The organism is Erwinia sp. LJJL01 (genome assembly GCF_047300805.2).
Taxonomy (GTDB): Bacteria; Pseudomonadota; Gammaproteobacteria; order Enterobacterales; family Enterobacteriaceae; genus Erwinia; species Erwinia aphidicola.
The window spans coordinates 1098056-1113629 of sequence record NZ_CP178576.1 but is presented as its reverse complement, the minus strand read 5'-3'; the positions used below and the strand labels follow the sequence as shown (position 1 = coordinate 1113629).

The window sequence follows — 15574 nt, the reverse complement described above, 5'->3', positions numbered from 1 at the left end:
ACATAACTACCTGCAGGGCGGGAGCAGCAAGCAAATAGCCCTCACTCCCGCCTGAAAACAATAATAATTGTCGCGCCTGCGCGCGGCGTTAACTAACAGGTGATGCTATGACTTACGTTATTATCCATGCTCTTGCCCCTATTTTTGTCATCATGTTACTCGGCTTTTATGCGGGTAAAGCCGGAATGGTTGATAATAAAAACGTCGTGACGCTGAATATCTTTGTGATGGATTTCGCCCTGCCCGCTGCGCTATTTGGCGCGACCGTCCAGACGCCGTGGCAGGGTATTATTGCGCAGTCCCCGCTGATTGTGGTGCTGGCATTAACCATGTGGGTGACCTATGCCGCGATCTATTTTATTAGTACCCGATACTTTCATAAGTCACCGCAGGATGCGGCAGTGCTGACGCTCACCGTGGCACTGCCTAACTATGCCGCGCTGGGCCTGCCGATCCTCGGTAGCGTGCTGGGGCCAGGGCCAGCAACCTCACTGTCGGTGGCGGCATCGATTGCCTGCGGCTCGGTGCTGATGACGCCCTTCTGCCTGCTGATCCTTGAGCGTGAAAAAGCGCGTGCAGCGGGCCATAGTCAGCATGGCGGAATAGGGATGCTGCCACTGCTGATGTGGCGTTCCGTCACCAAACCGATAGTCTGGGGGCCGCTGCTTGGGGTTGTCTTGTCCGGGGTGCAGCTGAAAATGCCGGACCTGGTGCTGGCGGCGATCCATCCTCTCGGGCTGTCCGCGACGGCGGCTGCGTTGTTTCTGACCGGCGTTATTCTCTCTGCGCGCAAACTGAAGCTCAGCCGGATCGTGGTGATCTCCAGCCTTACCACCATGCTGATCGAGCCCTTTATCGCATGGGGACTGGTGCTGTTGTTCGGGCTGCATGGGCGTGTTGCCGTGACCGGCATTCTGATGATTGCGCTGTCGGCGGGTTTCTTCGGCGTGGTATTTGGCAACCGTTTTGGCGTCTATTCGCCGGACGCGGAAGCCACGCTGCTGATCAGTTCGCTGTTATGTATTATTACCTTACCGCTATTTATTACGCTGACTGCAGGACTCTGATATGACTTATACGCCCCACGATCTGGTCTGGATCCGCCACTCGCAGGCTTTGACGGGCGATCTGCCCGCCTGGGTCAGCAGCCAGTGGCGCAGCGCGCTGCCGCTGGTGGTGCGCCGCGACAGCGATGAGAACGGGCGTGTCCCGGTTGGCGTGCGCGGGCTGCGGCGCGAGGAGCGTGCGGCCGGTTGGGTGGCTGCCGCTGACATCGAGCATGTACAAAACCCGGAAGCGTTCAGCAGCGTGGAGCGGCTGCTGGCCTCGCCGTTTGTTTCGCAGCAGCCGGTGCAGGCGGCGATCCAGCTGGCGCAGCAGCGCTGGTGGTGGCCCTGGGGCATTACCGGCAGCGTCGGCTACGCGCTGGCGACCGAAGTGCCGGTGCTGTCAGCGACCAGCGATCTCGACCTGCTGATCCGCTGCCCGCATCCGGCCGCGGAGACGGAGCTGCGGCGCTGGCAGGCGTTTGTCAGCCAGCTGCCGTGCCGGGTCGATACCCAGGTCGAAACGCCGTACGGTGCCTTTGCCCTCAATGAATGGCTGCGCGATGGTCAGGTTCTGCTGAAAACCAACCTTGGCCCGCGCCTCACCGCTCAGCCGTGGAGTAGCCCATGATGAAAGTGCTGTTCACCTTTCCCGGCCAGGGGCCACAGCGCCCCGGGATGCTGCAACAGCTGCCGCAGGGGGATGCGCTGCTGGATCGCGCCAGTGAAGTATTGCATGAGGATGCCCGAGCGCTTGACGGTGCGCAGGCGCTGCAGCACACGCGGGCTGTGCAGCTGTGCCTGCTGATTACCGCAGTGGCGCATGCGCACGCGCTGCAGCGGCAGGGGGTGGAAGCGGATATCACCTGCGGCCTGTCGATCGGTGCGTTTCCGGCGGCGGTGGTTGCCGGGGCGCTGGCGTTTGACGATGCGCTGCGGCTGGTGTCGCTGCGCGGCGCGCTGATGGAGCAGGCTTATCCGCAGGGCTACGGCCTGACGGCCATTGTCGGGCTGGAGCAGCAGCAGCTGGAACCGCTGCTGGAGACGGGCTGTTATCTGGCGAATATCAACGCGCCGCAGCAGCTGGTGATTGCCGGTAGCGATGCGCTGATGGCGCAGGTAGCAGACAAAGCGCTGGCCGCCGGGGCGCAGAAAGTGCATCGGCTGGCGGTGAGTGTGCCTTCGCACTGCGCGCTAATGGCCGCTCCGGCGGCTAAGCTGGCGGCCGCCTTCAACAGGTTAACCCTCCAGCGCCCGCGCTGTGCTTATCTCAGCGGCAGCAGCGCCCGCGTGCTGTGGCAGCCGCAGCAGATCGCCGACGATCTGGCGCAGAACATGGCGCGTACCGTGCGCTGGCATGAAGCCATGGTGGCGGCGAACGAGCGGGAAGTCGGGCTGGCGATTGAGATGCCGCCCGGCGCGGTGCTGACGGGGCTAACGCGCGGGCCGTTATCTCGTGGGGAGGCGATAGCGCTGGAGCAGGGCGGGCTGCTGCTGGCCCGCCGCCTGGTGGCGCGAATTAAGCCTTAGTTTGCTGACGCTGGCGGCTGTACATGCGGCCTTCCGCCACCAGCGCCAGCAGGTTGGGGTCATGCTCGCGGTTGCGCTCGAAGACAATCGCGATGTTCTGGCGCATCTGGTATGGCTCCGCCAGCGGCAGCAGCTGCACCGAATTTTCATACACTTTTTTCATCCTCCCCGGCAGCAGGGTATAGCCGACACCCGCCTGCACCAGGCTCAGCATAGAAAAAATATCGTTTACCCTGGTGACAATATCCGGCTCATATCCGGCAACGTTAAACGCCTCCTGAAAGCCCTGCCAGGTAGCAAATCCTTCCGCCAGCGAGACAAATTTCTGCTGGCGAAAATCGCGCAGATCGGCGGGGAAGCTGGTGTCCAGCCCGGAAGCGGCCGGAGCCGCCAGAAAGATATCGTCATCGAACAGCGGCAGCATTTCAAAGCGGCTGTAGTCGATCTCGCCAGGCGTCACCGCAATCAGAATGGCATCAAGATAGCCATCCTCCAGCTTTGTGGTGAGCAGCTGATTCGACCCCATCGTCAGCTCCATTTCGAGGTCCGGGCGGCGCAGCTTCATCCCCATAATCAGCTTCGGAATGGTTTCCAGCGTCAGCGAGTAGAGCGTGCCCAGGCGAATATGCCCCTGGCCGATACCCGCCGCTTTACGCGTCTCCTCCACGCCGCGCGACAGGGTATCCAGCGCCTCCTGACTGTATTCCCACAGGGTTTGCGCCGCGGGCAGCGGCACCAGGTTGCGTCCCTGATGGATAAATAGCGGGCAGCGCACGCTCTCTTCCAGGCTGTGCAGGGCGCGGTGAACGCTGACGCTGCTGATCCCCAGCGCTTCTGCGGTGCGTGCCAGGTTGCCACGGCTCATAAAGGCGATGAAGATCTCCAGCTTACGAAAAGTGATATCCGAATCGATTTTCATAGTTGCCCGCGTTGAAGGTAAAAAGAAGTCAGAGTGAGCCGGCTATTTTAGGGCCGGCGAGAGGGGTTTTCTTGACGCATCGTAGCGCAGTGCGTGTAACCAGCCATGACAACAGCAGCATAATGTTGATAAACAGACTTGATGTTTAAGCGCCGTTTTGTGCTAAAAAATCGCTGCTGCGATATTTAACATCAATATAACCTAAACAACAATTAGATAACGTTAATCTTATTGATGTTTTTCAGCGGATTAATTAAATTTTTCAATGGATTTCTATTTACAATTCATGCGTTAATCCCCTTCGGCTGTTGCTGGCGAGTTACGAAGTATCGCTTAGGCTAATCAATGAGTGGTTTATTCCGCTTCTGATTGTGGTCTGATTTGAGCTGATAAAAGGAACAGCATTATGAAGCCTATTACACGTCGTGGTTTTATGGCCTTTGCCGCCGGCGGCACCGTGGCCCTGGCAGCAGGCAGCGTCCACGCCCATGACAACAAGATTACCGCCCAGCCGTGGAACGGAAAAATGGGCGGCACCGATCCTGGCCCGCACGATCCCATCCGCGAAGCAGAGAACCCGGATATCGTGAACCCCCCTGCGACCGATAGCGGGACCCTGCCCAATCTGCGTTTCTCCTTCAGCGACGCCCATGTGCGCAAAGGCAGCGGCGGCTGGACGCGCCAGGTCACTCAGCGTGAGCTGGGGATCTCCACCACCATTGCCGGGGTGGACATGCGCCTCAACGCGGGCGGCATCCGCGAGCTGCACTGGCACAAAGAGGGGGAGTGGGCCTATATGACTTACGGCAGGGCGCGCATTACCGCGCTGGATACCGACGGTGGCTGGTTTGTGGATGACGTTGGCGTGGGTGACCTGTGGTACTTCCCGCCCGGTATGCCGCACTCAATTCAGGGGCTGGGGCCGGACGGCTGCGAGTTCCTGCTGGCCTTCGATGACGGTAATTTCGATGAGGACAGCACTTTCCTGCTTAGCGACTGGTTTAAGCATATTCCCCCGGAGGTGCTGGCGAAAAACTTCGGCGTGCCCGCCAGCACCTTCGACCGGCTGCCGTCGCCGTCAGATGAGTATATTTTTGCCGGCGAGGTTCCCGGCGCGCTGAGTGCGGATGCGATGAGTGGGGCAAAGCGCTCCACGCTGCAGTTCAGCCACCGAATGATGGCGCAGAAACCGATAACCCTGAAGGGCGGCACGGTGCGGATTACCGACTCCTCCACCTTTAAAATTTCCAAAACCATTGCCGCCGCGCTGGTCGAGCTGGAACCGGGCGCGATGCGCGAGCTGCACTGGCACCCGAACAACGACGAGTGGCAGTACTATCTTGAAGGTCAGGGGCGCATGGGGGTATTTGCCTCTTCCGGCCAGGCACGCACCTTTGATTTCCGTGCCGGCGACGTCGGCTATGTGCCGTTTGCCATGGGGCACTACATTGAGAATACCGGCGATAAGCCGCTGCGTTTCTTAGAGCTGTTCAAAAGCGATTACTATGCGGATCTGTCGCTCAATCAGTGGCTGGCGCTGACCCCGCCTGCGCTGGTGAAGCAGCACCTGCATCTGGACGACGCCTTTATGGCTGCGCTGAATAAAAGCAAAACTCCGATCGTCGACTAACCCCTGTTGCTCCAGGCGGGGCAAGCCCCGCCCCATATTCTTTATGAGTGATTTTATATTTATATAATAGGGTATTGCCAACAAGTGTAATATGTAAATAAATATTAAATATTTTTGATCCATTTTTTCAATTGAAGATTAAACACGCGGTCTGCTGATTTGACCATTTCAGGGCGATGAGCGACAAAAATACGTGTGATTGACAGATTACTAATAGCGAGGGTGATTTTTTTTTCGTTTTCAATATCAAGATCGCTTGTTGCTTCGTCAAGTAGCAAAATTTTAGGTTGCCGGTAAAGTGCCCTGGCAATAGAAATACGTTGGCGCTGTCCACCTGAGAGGGTACTGCCAATATCGCCAATCATTGAGTCATAGCCCAATGAGAAATTGCAAATTTCTTTATCAATCGATGCATATTTTGCACATTCTAACATTCGCTCGACGTCTGGGTTTTCTGAAAAACCAGTTATGTTTTTCTTTATGGTGCCCGCTAATAATTTATCATCTTGCATAACGAAACAAACATTTTCTCTAAAGTTCTCTTTTCCAATGCGTGATGTGTTAATGCCATTAATAAAAATCTCACCATCAGTAGGGGCGTAGAGACCAGAAATAACATGAAGGAGCGTTGATTTACCACAGCCAGAGGGTCCTACAATAGCTATGTTCTCCCCATCCATAATCTCAATATTTATACCTTCAAATATATTTTCCTCATTAGGTGAATGTCGAAAGGATAAATTCCTTATAATAACATTTCCATTGAATTTAAGATGGTGAGGGTTATCTTGTGCTTGCTCAATAGGCGAAACAGCAATATCAGTCAAGCGTTGACTATGCATTGATAACAGACAGAAGTCAGAAATTGCGTTGACGACTTTAATAGTACGAGAAATGACCATGTCAGAATAAATTATTATCGCTAATAATGTTCCTGTAGTTATCCCATTATCAAGCCCTACAGCTCCGATACTTAGTACATAAATACTCGATAGTCCGATGAGAAGAGCTGCTGCAGTGTTTGTCAGAAGATCTAATTTGAATATTTTGTTTCCTGCATGAGTACTATTGACAACATGATTTAGCCACTCATGTCGACGGATGGGGGCTAAATTAAGCATCTTTATAGCACTTATGGCTCTAACCGTTTCGAGGAAATGAGATGATTGTAACGCTTCAGAGGTGATATGCTCTATTTTACTCATCCGGTATACTGAAAACATGCTCAATTTTATGGCAATGAAAATGGTGGCTGCAAAAATTGGCCCCATAGACAAAACAGCAGAGTAGTTAATAATGATAGTTAACGAGATAATGATGACAATAGCATCGAGTATCGAGGCTACCATATCAGCAGTAAAAGCCTCCTGAATGGCCGTTAATGATTGAAAACGCGATGCTATATCCCCGGTGTGGCGCTTTTCGAAAAATGCTAATGTTAATTGAATTAGTCTATTAAAGAACATTTCAGCCCACTTGACGCTAAGCGTATAGCGAAGATTCATCAATACCCAAGCTCTTACCAATGAAAAAGCACCTTTGATCAGTAACGCAGTGATAACAACAAATCCCACTAAAATTATGCCTTCACGATCTGATGAGCGAACCAGTATGTCGATAGTAAATTGTGACGCTGCTGGCACAGCTATCGACAGTAGTTCTAACAAAACTGATAGCAGCAAAACACCTGAGAAAATCGTTCGAATCCCCCTGATTCCATGAAAAAGATCAGTTGTTTTAACATTCATTTTTAATGGTTTTTTATCGAATTTTTCAGTGGGCCATGCTTCAAGTATTATACCAGTAAACTTATCAGAAAGTTCACGTAATGATATATTTCTTCTGCCAGTGGCAGGATCATGAATAATAGCACCACGTCGAGTTATCTTGACAAGTACTACAAAGTGATTGAATGACCAATGGAGTATGACTGGGTATGATAATAAGCGAAGTTCGTTAAGCTCGATTCTTGCAGCGCGAGCCGTCATTTCAATTCTGTCAAAGGCGGCGACAAGTTCTCTCAATGTCATTCCATGACGGGACGCCTCATGAATTAAACGTGCTGAAGCTAAATCCATTTTTTTTCTGAAATATCCTGCTATCATTACCAGGCATGCTAATCCACACTCATTTGTCTCCGATTGTAAAGTCAGAGGTGTTTTCTTCCATGAAAAAATCATCTGTTATTCCTCATTCAAAATTCTTTGAATGCTATTTTTAACTGGTGAGAAGATCCATTCCCAAATTCTCCGATGCGAAGTCATTATATCTGCTTCAACCTTGACTCCAGCAGGAAGAATCTGTGTAGTGGCATCTGGGGTTATAAGTATACGAAAACGTTGATTGCTACCCGTAATTAATTCAGGGCTTAAACTTATAGTTGTGACCTTACCGTGTATTTTGCCAAACCATTCCCAGGGTAATGATTCAACCCGCAGCATAACGTGTTGGCCTAATTTTACTTCTTGCAACGCAAAGGGTGGGAGCCACATTTCGATAAATGGGTGGGAGTTTTCTGGTACAATAACTGCGGCAACTTTACCTGCACTGACTCTCTGACCTTCAAATATGCTCATTGATGTTATAATGCCATCTCTGGGAGCTAAAACCCTGGATTCAACCACAGCAGATGCACTGATTATTTTCTGTTGCAGCGTGACTTTTTGCTGGTATATGTCGGTAATATATTGATTTTCTTTTGAACTGGAATGGGAAAGTTCATCCTCAAGTTGAATTTTCTCCCCTTGTGCACGTAATAAATTAATTTTTTGCATATTTATTTGGGTGGAAGTGTTGTAATAATCATTTTCTCGCTCGTTTTTTTCTTGTACGGTAGAAACACCTTTTTCGAGTAATTTTTGATAAAAGCCCAGGCGTTTTTTTAAACTGATTTGGCGCTCAAGTTCAGTGGTGATTGCAAGGTGTATAGCGGAAATTTCTGCGGATTTGGTACTGATCATTCTTAGCAAGAGCTGGCGTTCTTTCTCTCCCTCTTGATGTCGCTCAACTTCTCGTTTTTGAAGTTTGTTAAGTTGGCTTTGAGCTGCATCCTGTAATGATTTATTCATTCCACCACCAGCGTAGGAAACATCATGTGAAATGCTGGCAATAGTGTCTCCTTTTTTTACTTTCCTCCCCTGATTTACAGCGATGTTATCTATTATACCATCTTGATTAAATACAACCTCTACTGCTGCTGGGTTGTAAATTATGCGACCATTTACTGGAACCTTCTTAGAATATGTTGTAAATGATAGAATGACAAAGATGATTATGACCGCAATGGCACACCCTAGGGCGGCAGGAAGTACAGAAGGCGTCGATACAGTAAAACTCCCCAGCCATGCGTCTTTTTTGAATTTCAGGGATTCTGGCCTAAAAATTGAATTCCGTTCTTTCATGGGGCTACTTTCTTAAATACAGCATTTGTTTTTCTGTATCAATGATTATTTGGTGGCCACGCATAAAATTCATGCCCAACAAACCATCAAAATCTAATTCCTTAGGTGTTACGCTATTTGTCACCATGGCTAAACTATTTGTGATTTTGTCTTTATTATCTTTTAATGTTATTTTTGCTACCGTGCAATCTAAATTCGATGCTTCAGGCTCAATGCTACGGCAGCCTGAAAATTTCATGTTCTTCGGTAAGCGGTCTGAAAAAAGAAATGAGTGACTGGCTGCAGTGTCAATAATCAAATTTAGTTTTTTTTGATTGGCATTAACAGAGATTCTTAACCCAGAGTCTGTTTTTTTAATTGGGAAAGATGACCAGTTTTTAATATTGGCTGGAAGGTTTTTAAGTGTTTTTAATTTGTCGTTTTTGAAGTCTATAAGGATTTTTTGGTCCTGAAAGACACCTAACCCCAAAACTTCACTAATGGGTTGTTTTCCTCCCACCGTCAGTCCCCATGGTTTGAAGCCAGCGGCTTCGACATTATGAAATATAGTGTTGGAAATACGAAGTTTATCGATTTTCCATACAGGAATGTTGTTATCAAGCCCAGTTATATCTATCATTCGACGCGAGGTAAGTTTTATGGCATCGATACTTGGGTTGGCAATAATAGCTTCTAAATTGTATAAATAGAGGTGTAAACCTTGCCCACTACCCGTATCTAACATCAGGGTGTGATAGCGGTCAGCAATCTTTACATCTATTAATGGTAATCCACGCTCATCATATCGTAATCGCCATGAGTCAGTAATGGTATCAGCCATGCAATTGAGAGAGATTAATATCAAAAAAATAAAAATCCTGGTCATTATATTATCTCCAGATTCATCATTATTTTTTCTTCCGGAATGCCAGATGATATCAGGTGAGAGGCCGCCCGGCTCATGATTTTTCTTATTGAGGGGCAGAATACTGTTTCACGGTTGAAGTCATCATCCTTTGAGTAGCGCTGAATATGACGTCCACCACCACATATTTTTTTCCATACGCAGTCAGTGCAGTTTTCTGGCAATGTTTTTTTTATCAAAATATACTTTTTCATCTGCCATGAAGACAGCGCATCGGATAATGTCAAGTTTTTAATGTTACCAATTGGCGTGAAGATGGAATCATTAGTGGCTCTGAGAGTATCGTCAATATATATATCACCATTAGAACAGACTGTGAAAGCAAGAATATCATCATTTGATTTGCTGATCCCCATTACCGGACGGAATTCCTGACTTAACATTGACTGCATATGGGTATGAAAGTACCTGACATAGACATTCTTATTAGCGTCAGAAAAAAACTCATCCATTGCATCGCAATAAAATTTTGACAATCCATTCTGGATTCGAACAAGTATCATGGCTTTCGTCAGGAATAAGAAAATCAAATTTTTTAGATTTTAAATCATCAACAAAATGTCGATAAATCTCCGCTCCATTAACTGATTGATTTGCTACGCATAAAATGCCCGGCTCATCGGCTAGTTTTCCTTCTTGCCACGCTTTTTGTAGCATCTTTAAGCCGTTTACTTTTTTATCATATGTACTACGCCCTTTTTTATCAAGCCGGTGTTTATCATTGATATGTTTGGGTCCGTCAATAGAGATACCAACACTGATGTTGTATTTTGAAAAAACCTCGATCCACTCATCATCGATGAGTGTTGCGTTTGTTTGACATGCCATGTTCAGTTTTGTGTTTTTGTAATGGCCTTTGGCTAACTCATCACAAGCTACTTCAAATCTTTCCTTACCCATCATCAGTGGTTCGCCACCATGAAAATCAACCTGAATAGTTTCAATTTCATGTTCTTTAGTTGCTTGTTCAAAGAAGTTCCTTAAGTCTTTAACTACAGAGAAGGGGATTACAGGTTTTGATTTTATCGAAATGTTATTCCCTAAATTATACATGTAGCAGTAAGAGCAATTGATGTTGCATCTTTCACTGACTTTTAAGATTATTTCAAGGTGCTTTATTTTTTTAAGGTCATTTTGGCTCCAGTTTTTCAAATGATACAGGGCTAAATCACCCTGTATCAGATGCTAATTAAAAGCTTTTTCCCCAGCGAGCAAAGGCATTAACCCAGCCGCCAGAGATGCTGTCAAGCATAGATTGTGCTAATGCTTTCTTCTCTTCATTTCTATCTTTGGACGTGATGACCTCAGCCTGGTTTTTAGCTATCTCTTTAGATAATTTAGACATTGCTTACTCCTTTTTTCTCACCATAATTGATGAGTATTTTTATTAATACTCGCTTTGGTTTTTGAATTGAATTGTGTTTTTTACTAAAAAAGTTTTCTTTCGTTAAATTGTTGGGTTTTATTAGTTTGGGATCGCATGATGATACCTTATTGAATTTAATGAGGTATTTATCATTTATGTCTTCTGTATGGGTTCTATTTTTTAAATGAAAATCTGCTGATGGCGAATGTGGCATTTTTTTGTTAGGTAAAGTGGTTTTTTGACGAAATAGATATGGTGGCGTTTATAAATGGATAATAAATGTTTTGTGTGCACAGTGTAGGGGCCGATCATCTTTTCCGATCGGCCCTGTATCGGTATTCAGGGCTGACCGGAAAAAAGGTCAGCCCCTACAAAGATCCTACGGCATTGCCGGGTACACGCCCGGTCCAATCGGCAGGCCCAGCGCATACCACGCCAGCAGCAGTGCAATCCACACGGCGAAAAACACCAGCGGGTACGGCACGATCAGCGTGTAGTAAGTGCCGAGCTGCGCATCTTTGCGGTAGCGCTGCAGGAAGCCGAGGAACAGCGGCAGGAAAGGGGACATTGGCGACAGCGGCAGCACGGCGGAGTCGGCGATGCGGAAAATCATCTGTGCAAAAGCCGGATGGAAGCCAAGCAGCATAAACATCGGTACGAAAATCGGCGCGAGAATCGACCAGATAGCCGAACCGCTGGCGATAAACATGCACAGAAATGCCGACAGGAACATCAGGCCGATAAACGCCGGGGCGCCGGTCATCGCCAGCTGCTCCAGCAGGTCGGTCAGCCCGACCGCCATAAACGTTCCCATGTTGCTCCAGTTAAACATGGCGACAAACTGGGCCAGCGGAAACACCATCACGATAAATCCGGCCATACTCTTCATCGGCTCAATCAACAGGGCGGGCACGTCGTCCGGGCGTTTAATCTGCTTCGTCGCCACGCCGTAGGTAATCGCCACCACAAAGAAGAACAGAATAATCAGCGGTACGATGCCTTTGATAAACGGCGAGGGAATGATCGAACCGCTGGCCGGATCGCGCAGCATCGAGCCTTCCGGCACCACCATCAGCGCGACCAGACCAATAAACACCGCGGCGGCAATCGCACTCATCAGCAGGCCGCGGTTCTGCAACGGCGTCAGGCTGGCGAGCTTCTCCTCACTGCTGCCCTGCCACGCGGGCAGGCGCGGCTCGACAAATTTATCGGTCAGCAGCCCGCCGGCAATCGTCAGTACCACCACCGAACTTGCCATAAAGAACCAGTTGTCCACTACGCTGACGTGCACCGTATCGCTGATGGCTTTCGCTGCCTCGCTGCTGATGCCGGAGAGCAGCACGTCGGTGGTGACAATCAGCAGGTTAGCGGTAAAGCCGGAAGCCACTCCGGCAATCGCCGCCAGCAGCCCGGCGACCGGGTGGCGGCCGACGGCGATAAACATCAGCGCGCCGAGCGGCGGCATCACCACCAGCGCGGCATCGGACGAGATATGGCTGAAGAAGGCGATAAACAGCACCATATAGCTGGCGTAGCGGGCGCTGACAAACGAGGCCATCTTATTCATCAGCGCCTGCAGCAGCCCGGTGCGCTCGGCTAAACCGGCCCCGATCATCAGGGCAAGGATTGAGCCAAGCGGGGCAAAGCCGCTGAAGTTCTTGATGATATTCGGCAGGATCCACTGAATGCCCGCCACGCTCAGCAGGTTCTTTACCTCGACCATTTTGCCGCTGGCCGGGTTTTTCACCGCTACGCCAAACCAGGAGAGCAGCGCGGTCGACACCATCAGCACCGCGATCAGGTAAACAAATAACAGAAACGGATTGGGCACTTTGTTGCCGATGCGCTCAATCCAGTAAAAGATTTTTCCCGGGCTTTTGTTGGCCGCTGTGGTTTCGCTCATGGATCATCCTTAGCCTTGTCGTCGTTACGGTGTTGTTTGCGTTTTTTGGTTTTTTTTACGGGGCCGGGATCGAGCCAGGCCTCCGGGTGGTGCTTGATGCGTTATGCCAGCGGCGTCGGTTTTACTCCGGCCGGAATAGGGCAGTGATAGGGCTGTTTTGCCCGCTGCTGGCGAAACTCCTGCTGCGCCTCTGCCAGCAGCTGCGCATCGCTGAACAGGGCCAGCGCGGTCGCTGCCAGCGTTTTACTTGCAAGAGACATGCCTTTATGGGCAATCGACGTGCGTCCCTGGGCGACCAGTTGCCAGCTGTGCAGCGCGGTGCCGAAGGCGAAGCAGGGGGTGAAACACTGCGCGGTTGGCGCCACCCAGCTGACGTCGCCAACGTCGGTGGAGCCGTAAAGTACCTCCTCGCTGGCGCAGTAGGGCGCCACGCTGTCCATCAGCACGCGGTCCCCCAACTCCTCAACCCATTTACGGCCTGCATCCCCCCCGGTACGCGCGGCGTTAAGGCCCGCGTTGCGCAGATCGTCCGCGCTCAGCGTCTGGCGGATCTCGCTGGCAAACTGGCGCTCAGCGTGGCTGTATTCGGGCAGGCCGAAGTGGCTGAGCTGGCGATACATCAGCCGTTCCAGCGTCCGATTGGGCTGATAGTTAGAGCAGGCTTTTTCAAAGCGCAGCGTCATTTCCGTGCCGGTCATCAGCGCTGCACCGCGCGCAATATCGGTCAGCCGCTGGTAAATATCCTGCAGCTGGTCGAGCTGCGGGGCGCGCACCAGGTAGAGCACTTCCGCCTCCGCCTGCACCACATTGGGGGAACTGCCCCCGCTGTTGGTCACCGCATAGTGCAGCCGCGCTTCAGGAATAATGTGTTCGCGCAGGAAGTTAGCGCCGGTGTTCATTAATGTGACGGCGTCCAGCGCGCTGCGCCCGAGATGCGGGGCGTTGGCGGCGTGGGAGGCGACGCCGCTGAAGTGGAAAGCCGCCTGGATATTGGCGAGGGTAGCGGTATTAAACATGCCGCTGAACCCTTCAGGATGCCAGGTGAGCGCGGCGTCGACGTCGTCAAACAGCCCTTCGCGCACCATAAAGGTTTTACCGGAACCGCCCTCTTCGCCCGGGCAGCCGTAAAAGCGGAGGGTGCCCTTAGTGCCATGCTGTTGTAACCAGGCTTTGAGCGCGCAGGCGGCGGCCAGCGCGGCGGTGCCGAGCAGGTTATGCCCGCAGCCGTGCCCGTTGCCGTCGGCCACCAGCGGCGTGCGCGTGCTGCTTCCCGCCTGCTGGCTCAGGCCGGCCAGCGCGTCATATTCGCCCAGCAAGGCAATCACCGGCTGGCCGCTGCCGTAGCTGGCAATAAATGCCGTTTCGATACCGCCCGCCGCCCGCTCTATGCGAAAACCCTCCTGTTCCAGCGCGCCGGACAGCAGCCCGGCGGCGAAGGTTTCCGTAAAGCGCGTTTCCGGCTGGTCCCAGATGGCGTCACTTAAGGCGGTAAAGCGCGCCTGATGCTGGTCGATGTAGCGGGCGACAAAGTCATTCATCTCAGGGTTCATGCGGCCTCCGGCTCAAACTGTTCAATATTGAAGGCAATTGCCGCGAGGGTCTTCACCGCCACGGCCATCACCTGCTCGTTGAAGTCGAATTTTTCGTTGTGATGCCCGGCGCTCAGCTCGGTGCCGAAAATAATGTAGGAGGCCTGGCCGCCGCGCTGTTTTACCCGCTCCATCATGTAGGTGGCATCTTCCGAACCGGCGGCCGCACCGCGCGTGTCCACCAGCGAGGTCAGCTCGGGAATATGCCGCGCCTGGCGGCGGATATAGCGTACCCACGGCGCGGTCGGCTGGCTGCTGCGCGCCGCACCCACCAGCGTCACCTGATGTTCCACACCGTACATTGCGGCGGCACCGGCCAGGGTTTGCAGGGCGCGTTGATAGATAAAGTCGTTGATTTCGTTGGTGGCACCGCGGGTTTCCACCTTCATCATCGCGCGGTCGGCCACGACGTTGCGCCCGGTGCCTGCCTGCAACACGCCAACGTTGACGCGGGCGCTGCCGCCGCTGTGCTGAGTCAGGGTATGCAGCGCCAGCGCGGCCTGCGCGGCGGCCAGCAGGGCGTTGCTGCCCTCTTCCGGGCGCGCTCCGGCATGGGCGGCATTGCCGCGAAAGCTAACGTCGAGCTTAGTGGTGGCCATAAAGTTATCGCTGCCGCACACCAGCTCCCCGGCGGGCACCCCGGTGCCGATGTGAATAGCGGTAAAGAAGTCGACATCGTCGACCACCCCCGCTGCAACCATCGATTTCGCGCCGCGCGTGCCCTCTTCGGCAGGCTGGAAAATCAGCTTAATTGTGCCGCACAGCTCCCCGGCGAACTGTTTCAGCACCGCCGCGAGCCCGAGTCCGATGGTGGTATGGCCGTCGTGGCCGCAGGCGTGCATCATGCCTGGATTAATAGAGCCGAAGCCCTCGGCGTGCGGGCGGTGCTCCGCGCTCTGGTTCTCAACCACGTCGAGCGCATCCATATCGACGCGAAATGCCATCACCGGACCGGGCCGGCCGGTTGCCAGCGTGGCGACAATCGCGCAGAAGCCGCCGGAGAAGTGCGGCAGCCATTCGGGCAGCGCCCCCTGCTCAAGCGCGCGCTGTTCGTGTTGGGCCAGCACGTGCGCGGGGGGCAGCCCCATGCGCGCTTCGGCGTTGACCACCTCTTTGCCGAGCTGCAGCGCGTAGCCAAGACGATGCAGTTCAGCGGCGACCAGCGTGGCGGTGCGGAACTCCAGCCAGCCGGATTCGGCAAATTTATGCAGGTCGCGGCGCTGTGCCTGCAGGCGTGGCGCAATCTCTTTCACAAAGTCAGCAATAGCCTGGTGCATCGGTTCATC

At 52.1% G+C, this 15574-nt stretch carries 14 protein-coding genes; 4 read left to right on the top strand and 10 right to left on the bottom strand.

Features of this window, described 5'->3' with window-relative positions; translation table 11 throughout:
- Positions 1–107: 107 nt before the first annotated feature.
- Genes ACLI4M_RS06005 through mdcH form a run of 3 tightly spaced genes read left to right on the top strand, consistent with a single transcriptional unit; the run spans position 108 to position 2576 of the window.
- Positions 108–1067, top strand: coding sequence for an AEC family transporter (locus ACLI4M_RS06005; RefSeq protein WP_133622739.1), 960 nt, complete (start codon positions 108–110; stop codon positions 1065–1067).
- Between the two features lies 1 nt (position 1068).
- Positions 1069–1677, top strand: coding sequence for a malonate decarboxylase holo-ACP synthase (locus tag ACLI4M_RS06000; protein ID WP_133622740.1), 609 nt, complete (start codon positions 1069–1071; stop codon positions 1675–1677).
- Entirely contained in the window at positions 1677–2576 is a 900-nt protein-coding gene (mdcH, locus tag ACLI4M_RS05995; protein WP_133625009.1) for a malonate decarboxylase subunit epsilon, read from the top strand. The genes ACLI4M_RS06000 and mdcH overlap by 1 nt, the downstream gene beginning before the upstream one ends.
- On the opposite strand, the gene ACLI4M_RS05990 is transcribed toward mdcH, so the two are convergent.
- Positions 2566–3495 (bottom strand): LysR family transcriptional regulator, encoded by a 930-nt coding sequence (locus ACLI4M_RS05990; protein WP_133622741.1) that lies wholly within the window; start codon positions 3493–3495, stop codon positions 2566–2568. The genes mdcH and ACLI4M_RS05990 overlap by 11 nt on opposite strands.
- A gap of 406 nt (positions 3496–3901) precedes the next feature.
- Between ACLI4M_RS05990 and ACLI4M_RS05985 the strand changes: the two genes are divergently transcribed.
- Positions 3902–5125, top strand: coding sequence for an oxalate decarboxylase family bicupin (locus ACLI4M_RS05985; RefSeq protein ID WP_133622742.1), 1224 nt, complete (start codon positions 3902–3904; stop codon positions 5123–5125).
- Between the two features lie 104 nt (positions 5126–5229).
- Here ACLI4M_RS05985 and ACLI4M_RS05980 read toward each other — a convergent pair whose 3' ends face one another.
- From ACLI4M_RS05980 to ACLI4M_RS05940, 9 genes are all read right to left on the bottom strand, one after another.
- Positions 5230–7305, bottom strand: coding sequence for a peptidase domain-containing ABC transporter (locus ACLI4M_RS05980; protein ID WP_133622743.1), 2076 nt, complete (start codon positions 7303–7305; stop codon positions 5230–5232).
- Between the two features lie 3 nt (positions 7306–7308).
- Positions 7309–8526, bottom strand: coding sequence for an HlyD family secretion protein (locus tag ACLI4M_RS05975; RefSeq protein WP_133622744.1), 1218 nt, complete (start codon positions 8524–8526; stop codon positions 7309–7311).
- 4 nt (positions 8527–8530) lie between these two features.
- A complete protein-coding gene (locus tag ACLI4M_RS05970; protein WP_133622745.1) occupies positions 8531–9391 on the bottom strand; it encodes a hypothetical protein in 861 nt (286 codons plus the stop codon).
- Positions 9391–9813 carry an SPASM domain-containing protein gene (locus ACLI4M_RS05965; RefSeq protein ID WP_413449783.1) on the bottom strand — a complete coding sequence of 141 codons (423 nt, stop codon included), beginning with the start codon at positions 9811–9813 and terminating at the stop codon, positions 9391–9393. Before ACLI4M_RS05965 ends, ACLI4M_RS05970 begins: the two co-directional genes overlap by 1 nt.
- A 61-nt stretch (positions 9814–9874) precedes the next feature.
- On the bottom strand, positions 9875–10582 hold the full coding sequence (locus ACLI4M_RS05960) for a radical SAM protein (protein ID WP_413449782.1): 708 nt from the start codon (positions 10580–10582) through the stop codon (positions 9875–9877).
- 37 nt (positions 10583–10619) lie between these two features.
- Positions 10620–10775: a XyeA family cyclophane-containing RiPP triceptide gene (gene xyeA, locus ACLI4M_RS05955; protein ID WP_133622747.1), complete on the bottom strand. Its 156-nt coding sequence runs from the start codon at positions 10773–10775 to the stop codon at positions 10620–10622.
- Positions 10776–11175: 400 nt separating this feature from the next.
- Positions 11176–12699: a p-aminobenzoyl-glutamate transporter gene (gene abgT / locus ACLI4M_RS05950; RefSeq protein WP_133622748.1), complete on the bottom strand. Its 1524-nt coding sequence runs from the start codon at positions 12697–12699 to the stop codon at positions 11176–11178.
- 101 nt (positions 12700–12800) lie between these two features.
- Positions 12801–14249 carry a M20 family metallopeptidase gene (locus ACLI4M_RS05945; protein WP_048914636.1) on the bottom strand — a complete coding sequence of 483 codons (1449 nt, stop codon included), beginning with the start codon at positions 14247–14249 and terminating at the stop codon, positions 12801–12803.
- On the bottom strand, positions 14246–15565 hold the full coding sequence (locus tag ACLI4M_RS05940; RefSeq protein ID WP_133622749.1) for an amidohydrolase: 1320 nt from the start codon (positions 15563–15565) through the stop codon (positions 14246–14248). The genes ACLI4M_RS05945 and ACLI4M_RS05940 overlap by 4 nt, the downstream gene beginning before the upstream one ends.
- Positions 15566–15574: the final 9 nt, after the last annotated feature.

Excerpts from the sequence above, each read along its gene's own strand:
- ACLI4M_RS05975 (WP_133622744.1), bottom strand. The coding sequence starts at position 8,526 with ATGAAAGAACGGAATTCAATTTTTAGGCCAGAATCCCTGAAATTCAAA.
- xyeA (WP_133622747.1), bottom strand. The coding sequence starts at position 10,775 with ATGTCTAAATTATCTAAAGAGATAGCTAAAAACCAGGCTGAGGTCATC.
- ACLI4M_RS05970 (WP_133622745.1), bottom strand. The coding sequence starts at position 9,391 with ATGACCAGGATTTTTATTTTTTTGATATTAATCTCTCTCAATTGCATG.
- ACLI4M_RS06000 (WP_133622740.1), top strand. The coding sequence starts at position 1,069 with ATGACTTATACGCCCCACGATCTGGTCTGGATCCGCCACTCGCAGGCT.
- ACLI4M_RS05945 (WP_048914636.1), bottom strand. The coding sequence starts at position 14,249 with ATGAACCCTGAGATGAATGACTTTGTCGCCCGCTACATCGACCAGCAT.
- abgT (WP_133622748.1), bottom strand. The coding sequence starts at position 12,699 with ATGAGCGAAACCACAGCGGCCAACAAAAGCCCGGGAAAAATCTTTTAC.
- mdcH (WP_133625009.1), top strand. The coding sequence starts at position 1,677 with ATGAAAGTGCTGTTCACCTTTCCCGGCCAGGGGCCACAGCGCCCCGGG.
- ACLI4M_RS05940 (WP_133622749.1), bottom strand. The coding sequence starts at position 15,565 with ATGCACCAGGCTATTGCTGACTTTGTGAAAGAGATTGCGCCACGCCTG.
- ACLI4M_RS05980 (WP_133622743.1), bottom strand. The coding sequence starts at position 7,305 with ATGATTTTTTCATGGAAGAAAACACCTCTGACTTTACAATCGGAGACA.
- ACLI4M_RS05990 (WP_133622741.1), bottom strand. The coding sequence starts at position 3,495 with ATGAAAATCGATTCGGATATCACTTTTCGTAAGCTGGAGATCTTCATC.
- ACLI4M_RS05965 (WP_413449783.1), bottom strand. The coding sequence starts at position 9,813 with ATGTTAAGTCAGGAATTCCGTCCGGTAATGGGGATCAGCAAATCAAAT.
- ACLI4M_RS06005 (WP_133622739.1), top strand. The coding sequence starts at position 108 with ATGACTTACGTTATTATCCATGCTCTTGCCCCTATTTTTGTCATCATG.
- ACLI4M_RS05985 (WP_133622742.1), top strand. The coding sequence starts at position 3,902 with ATGAAGCCTATTACACGTCGTGGTTTTATGGCCTTTGCCGCCGGCGGC.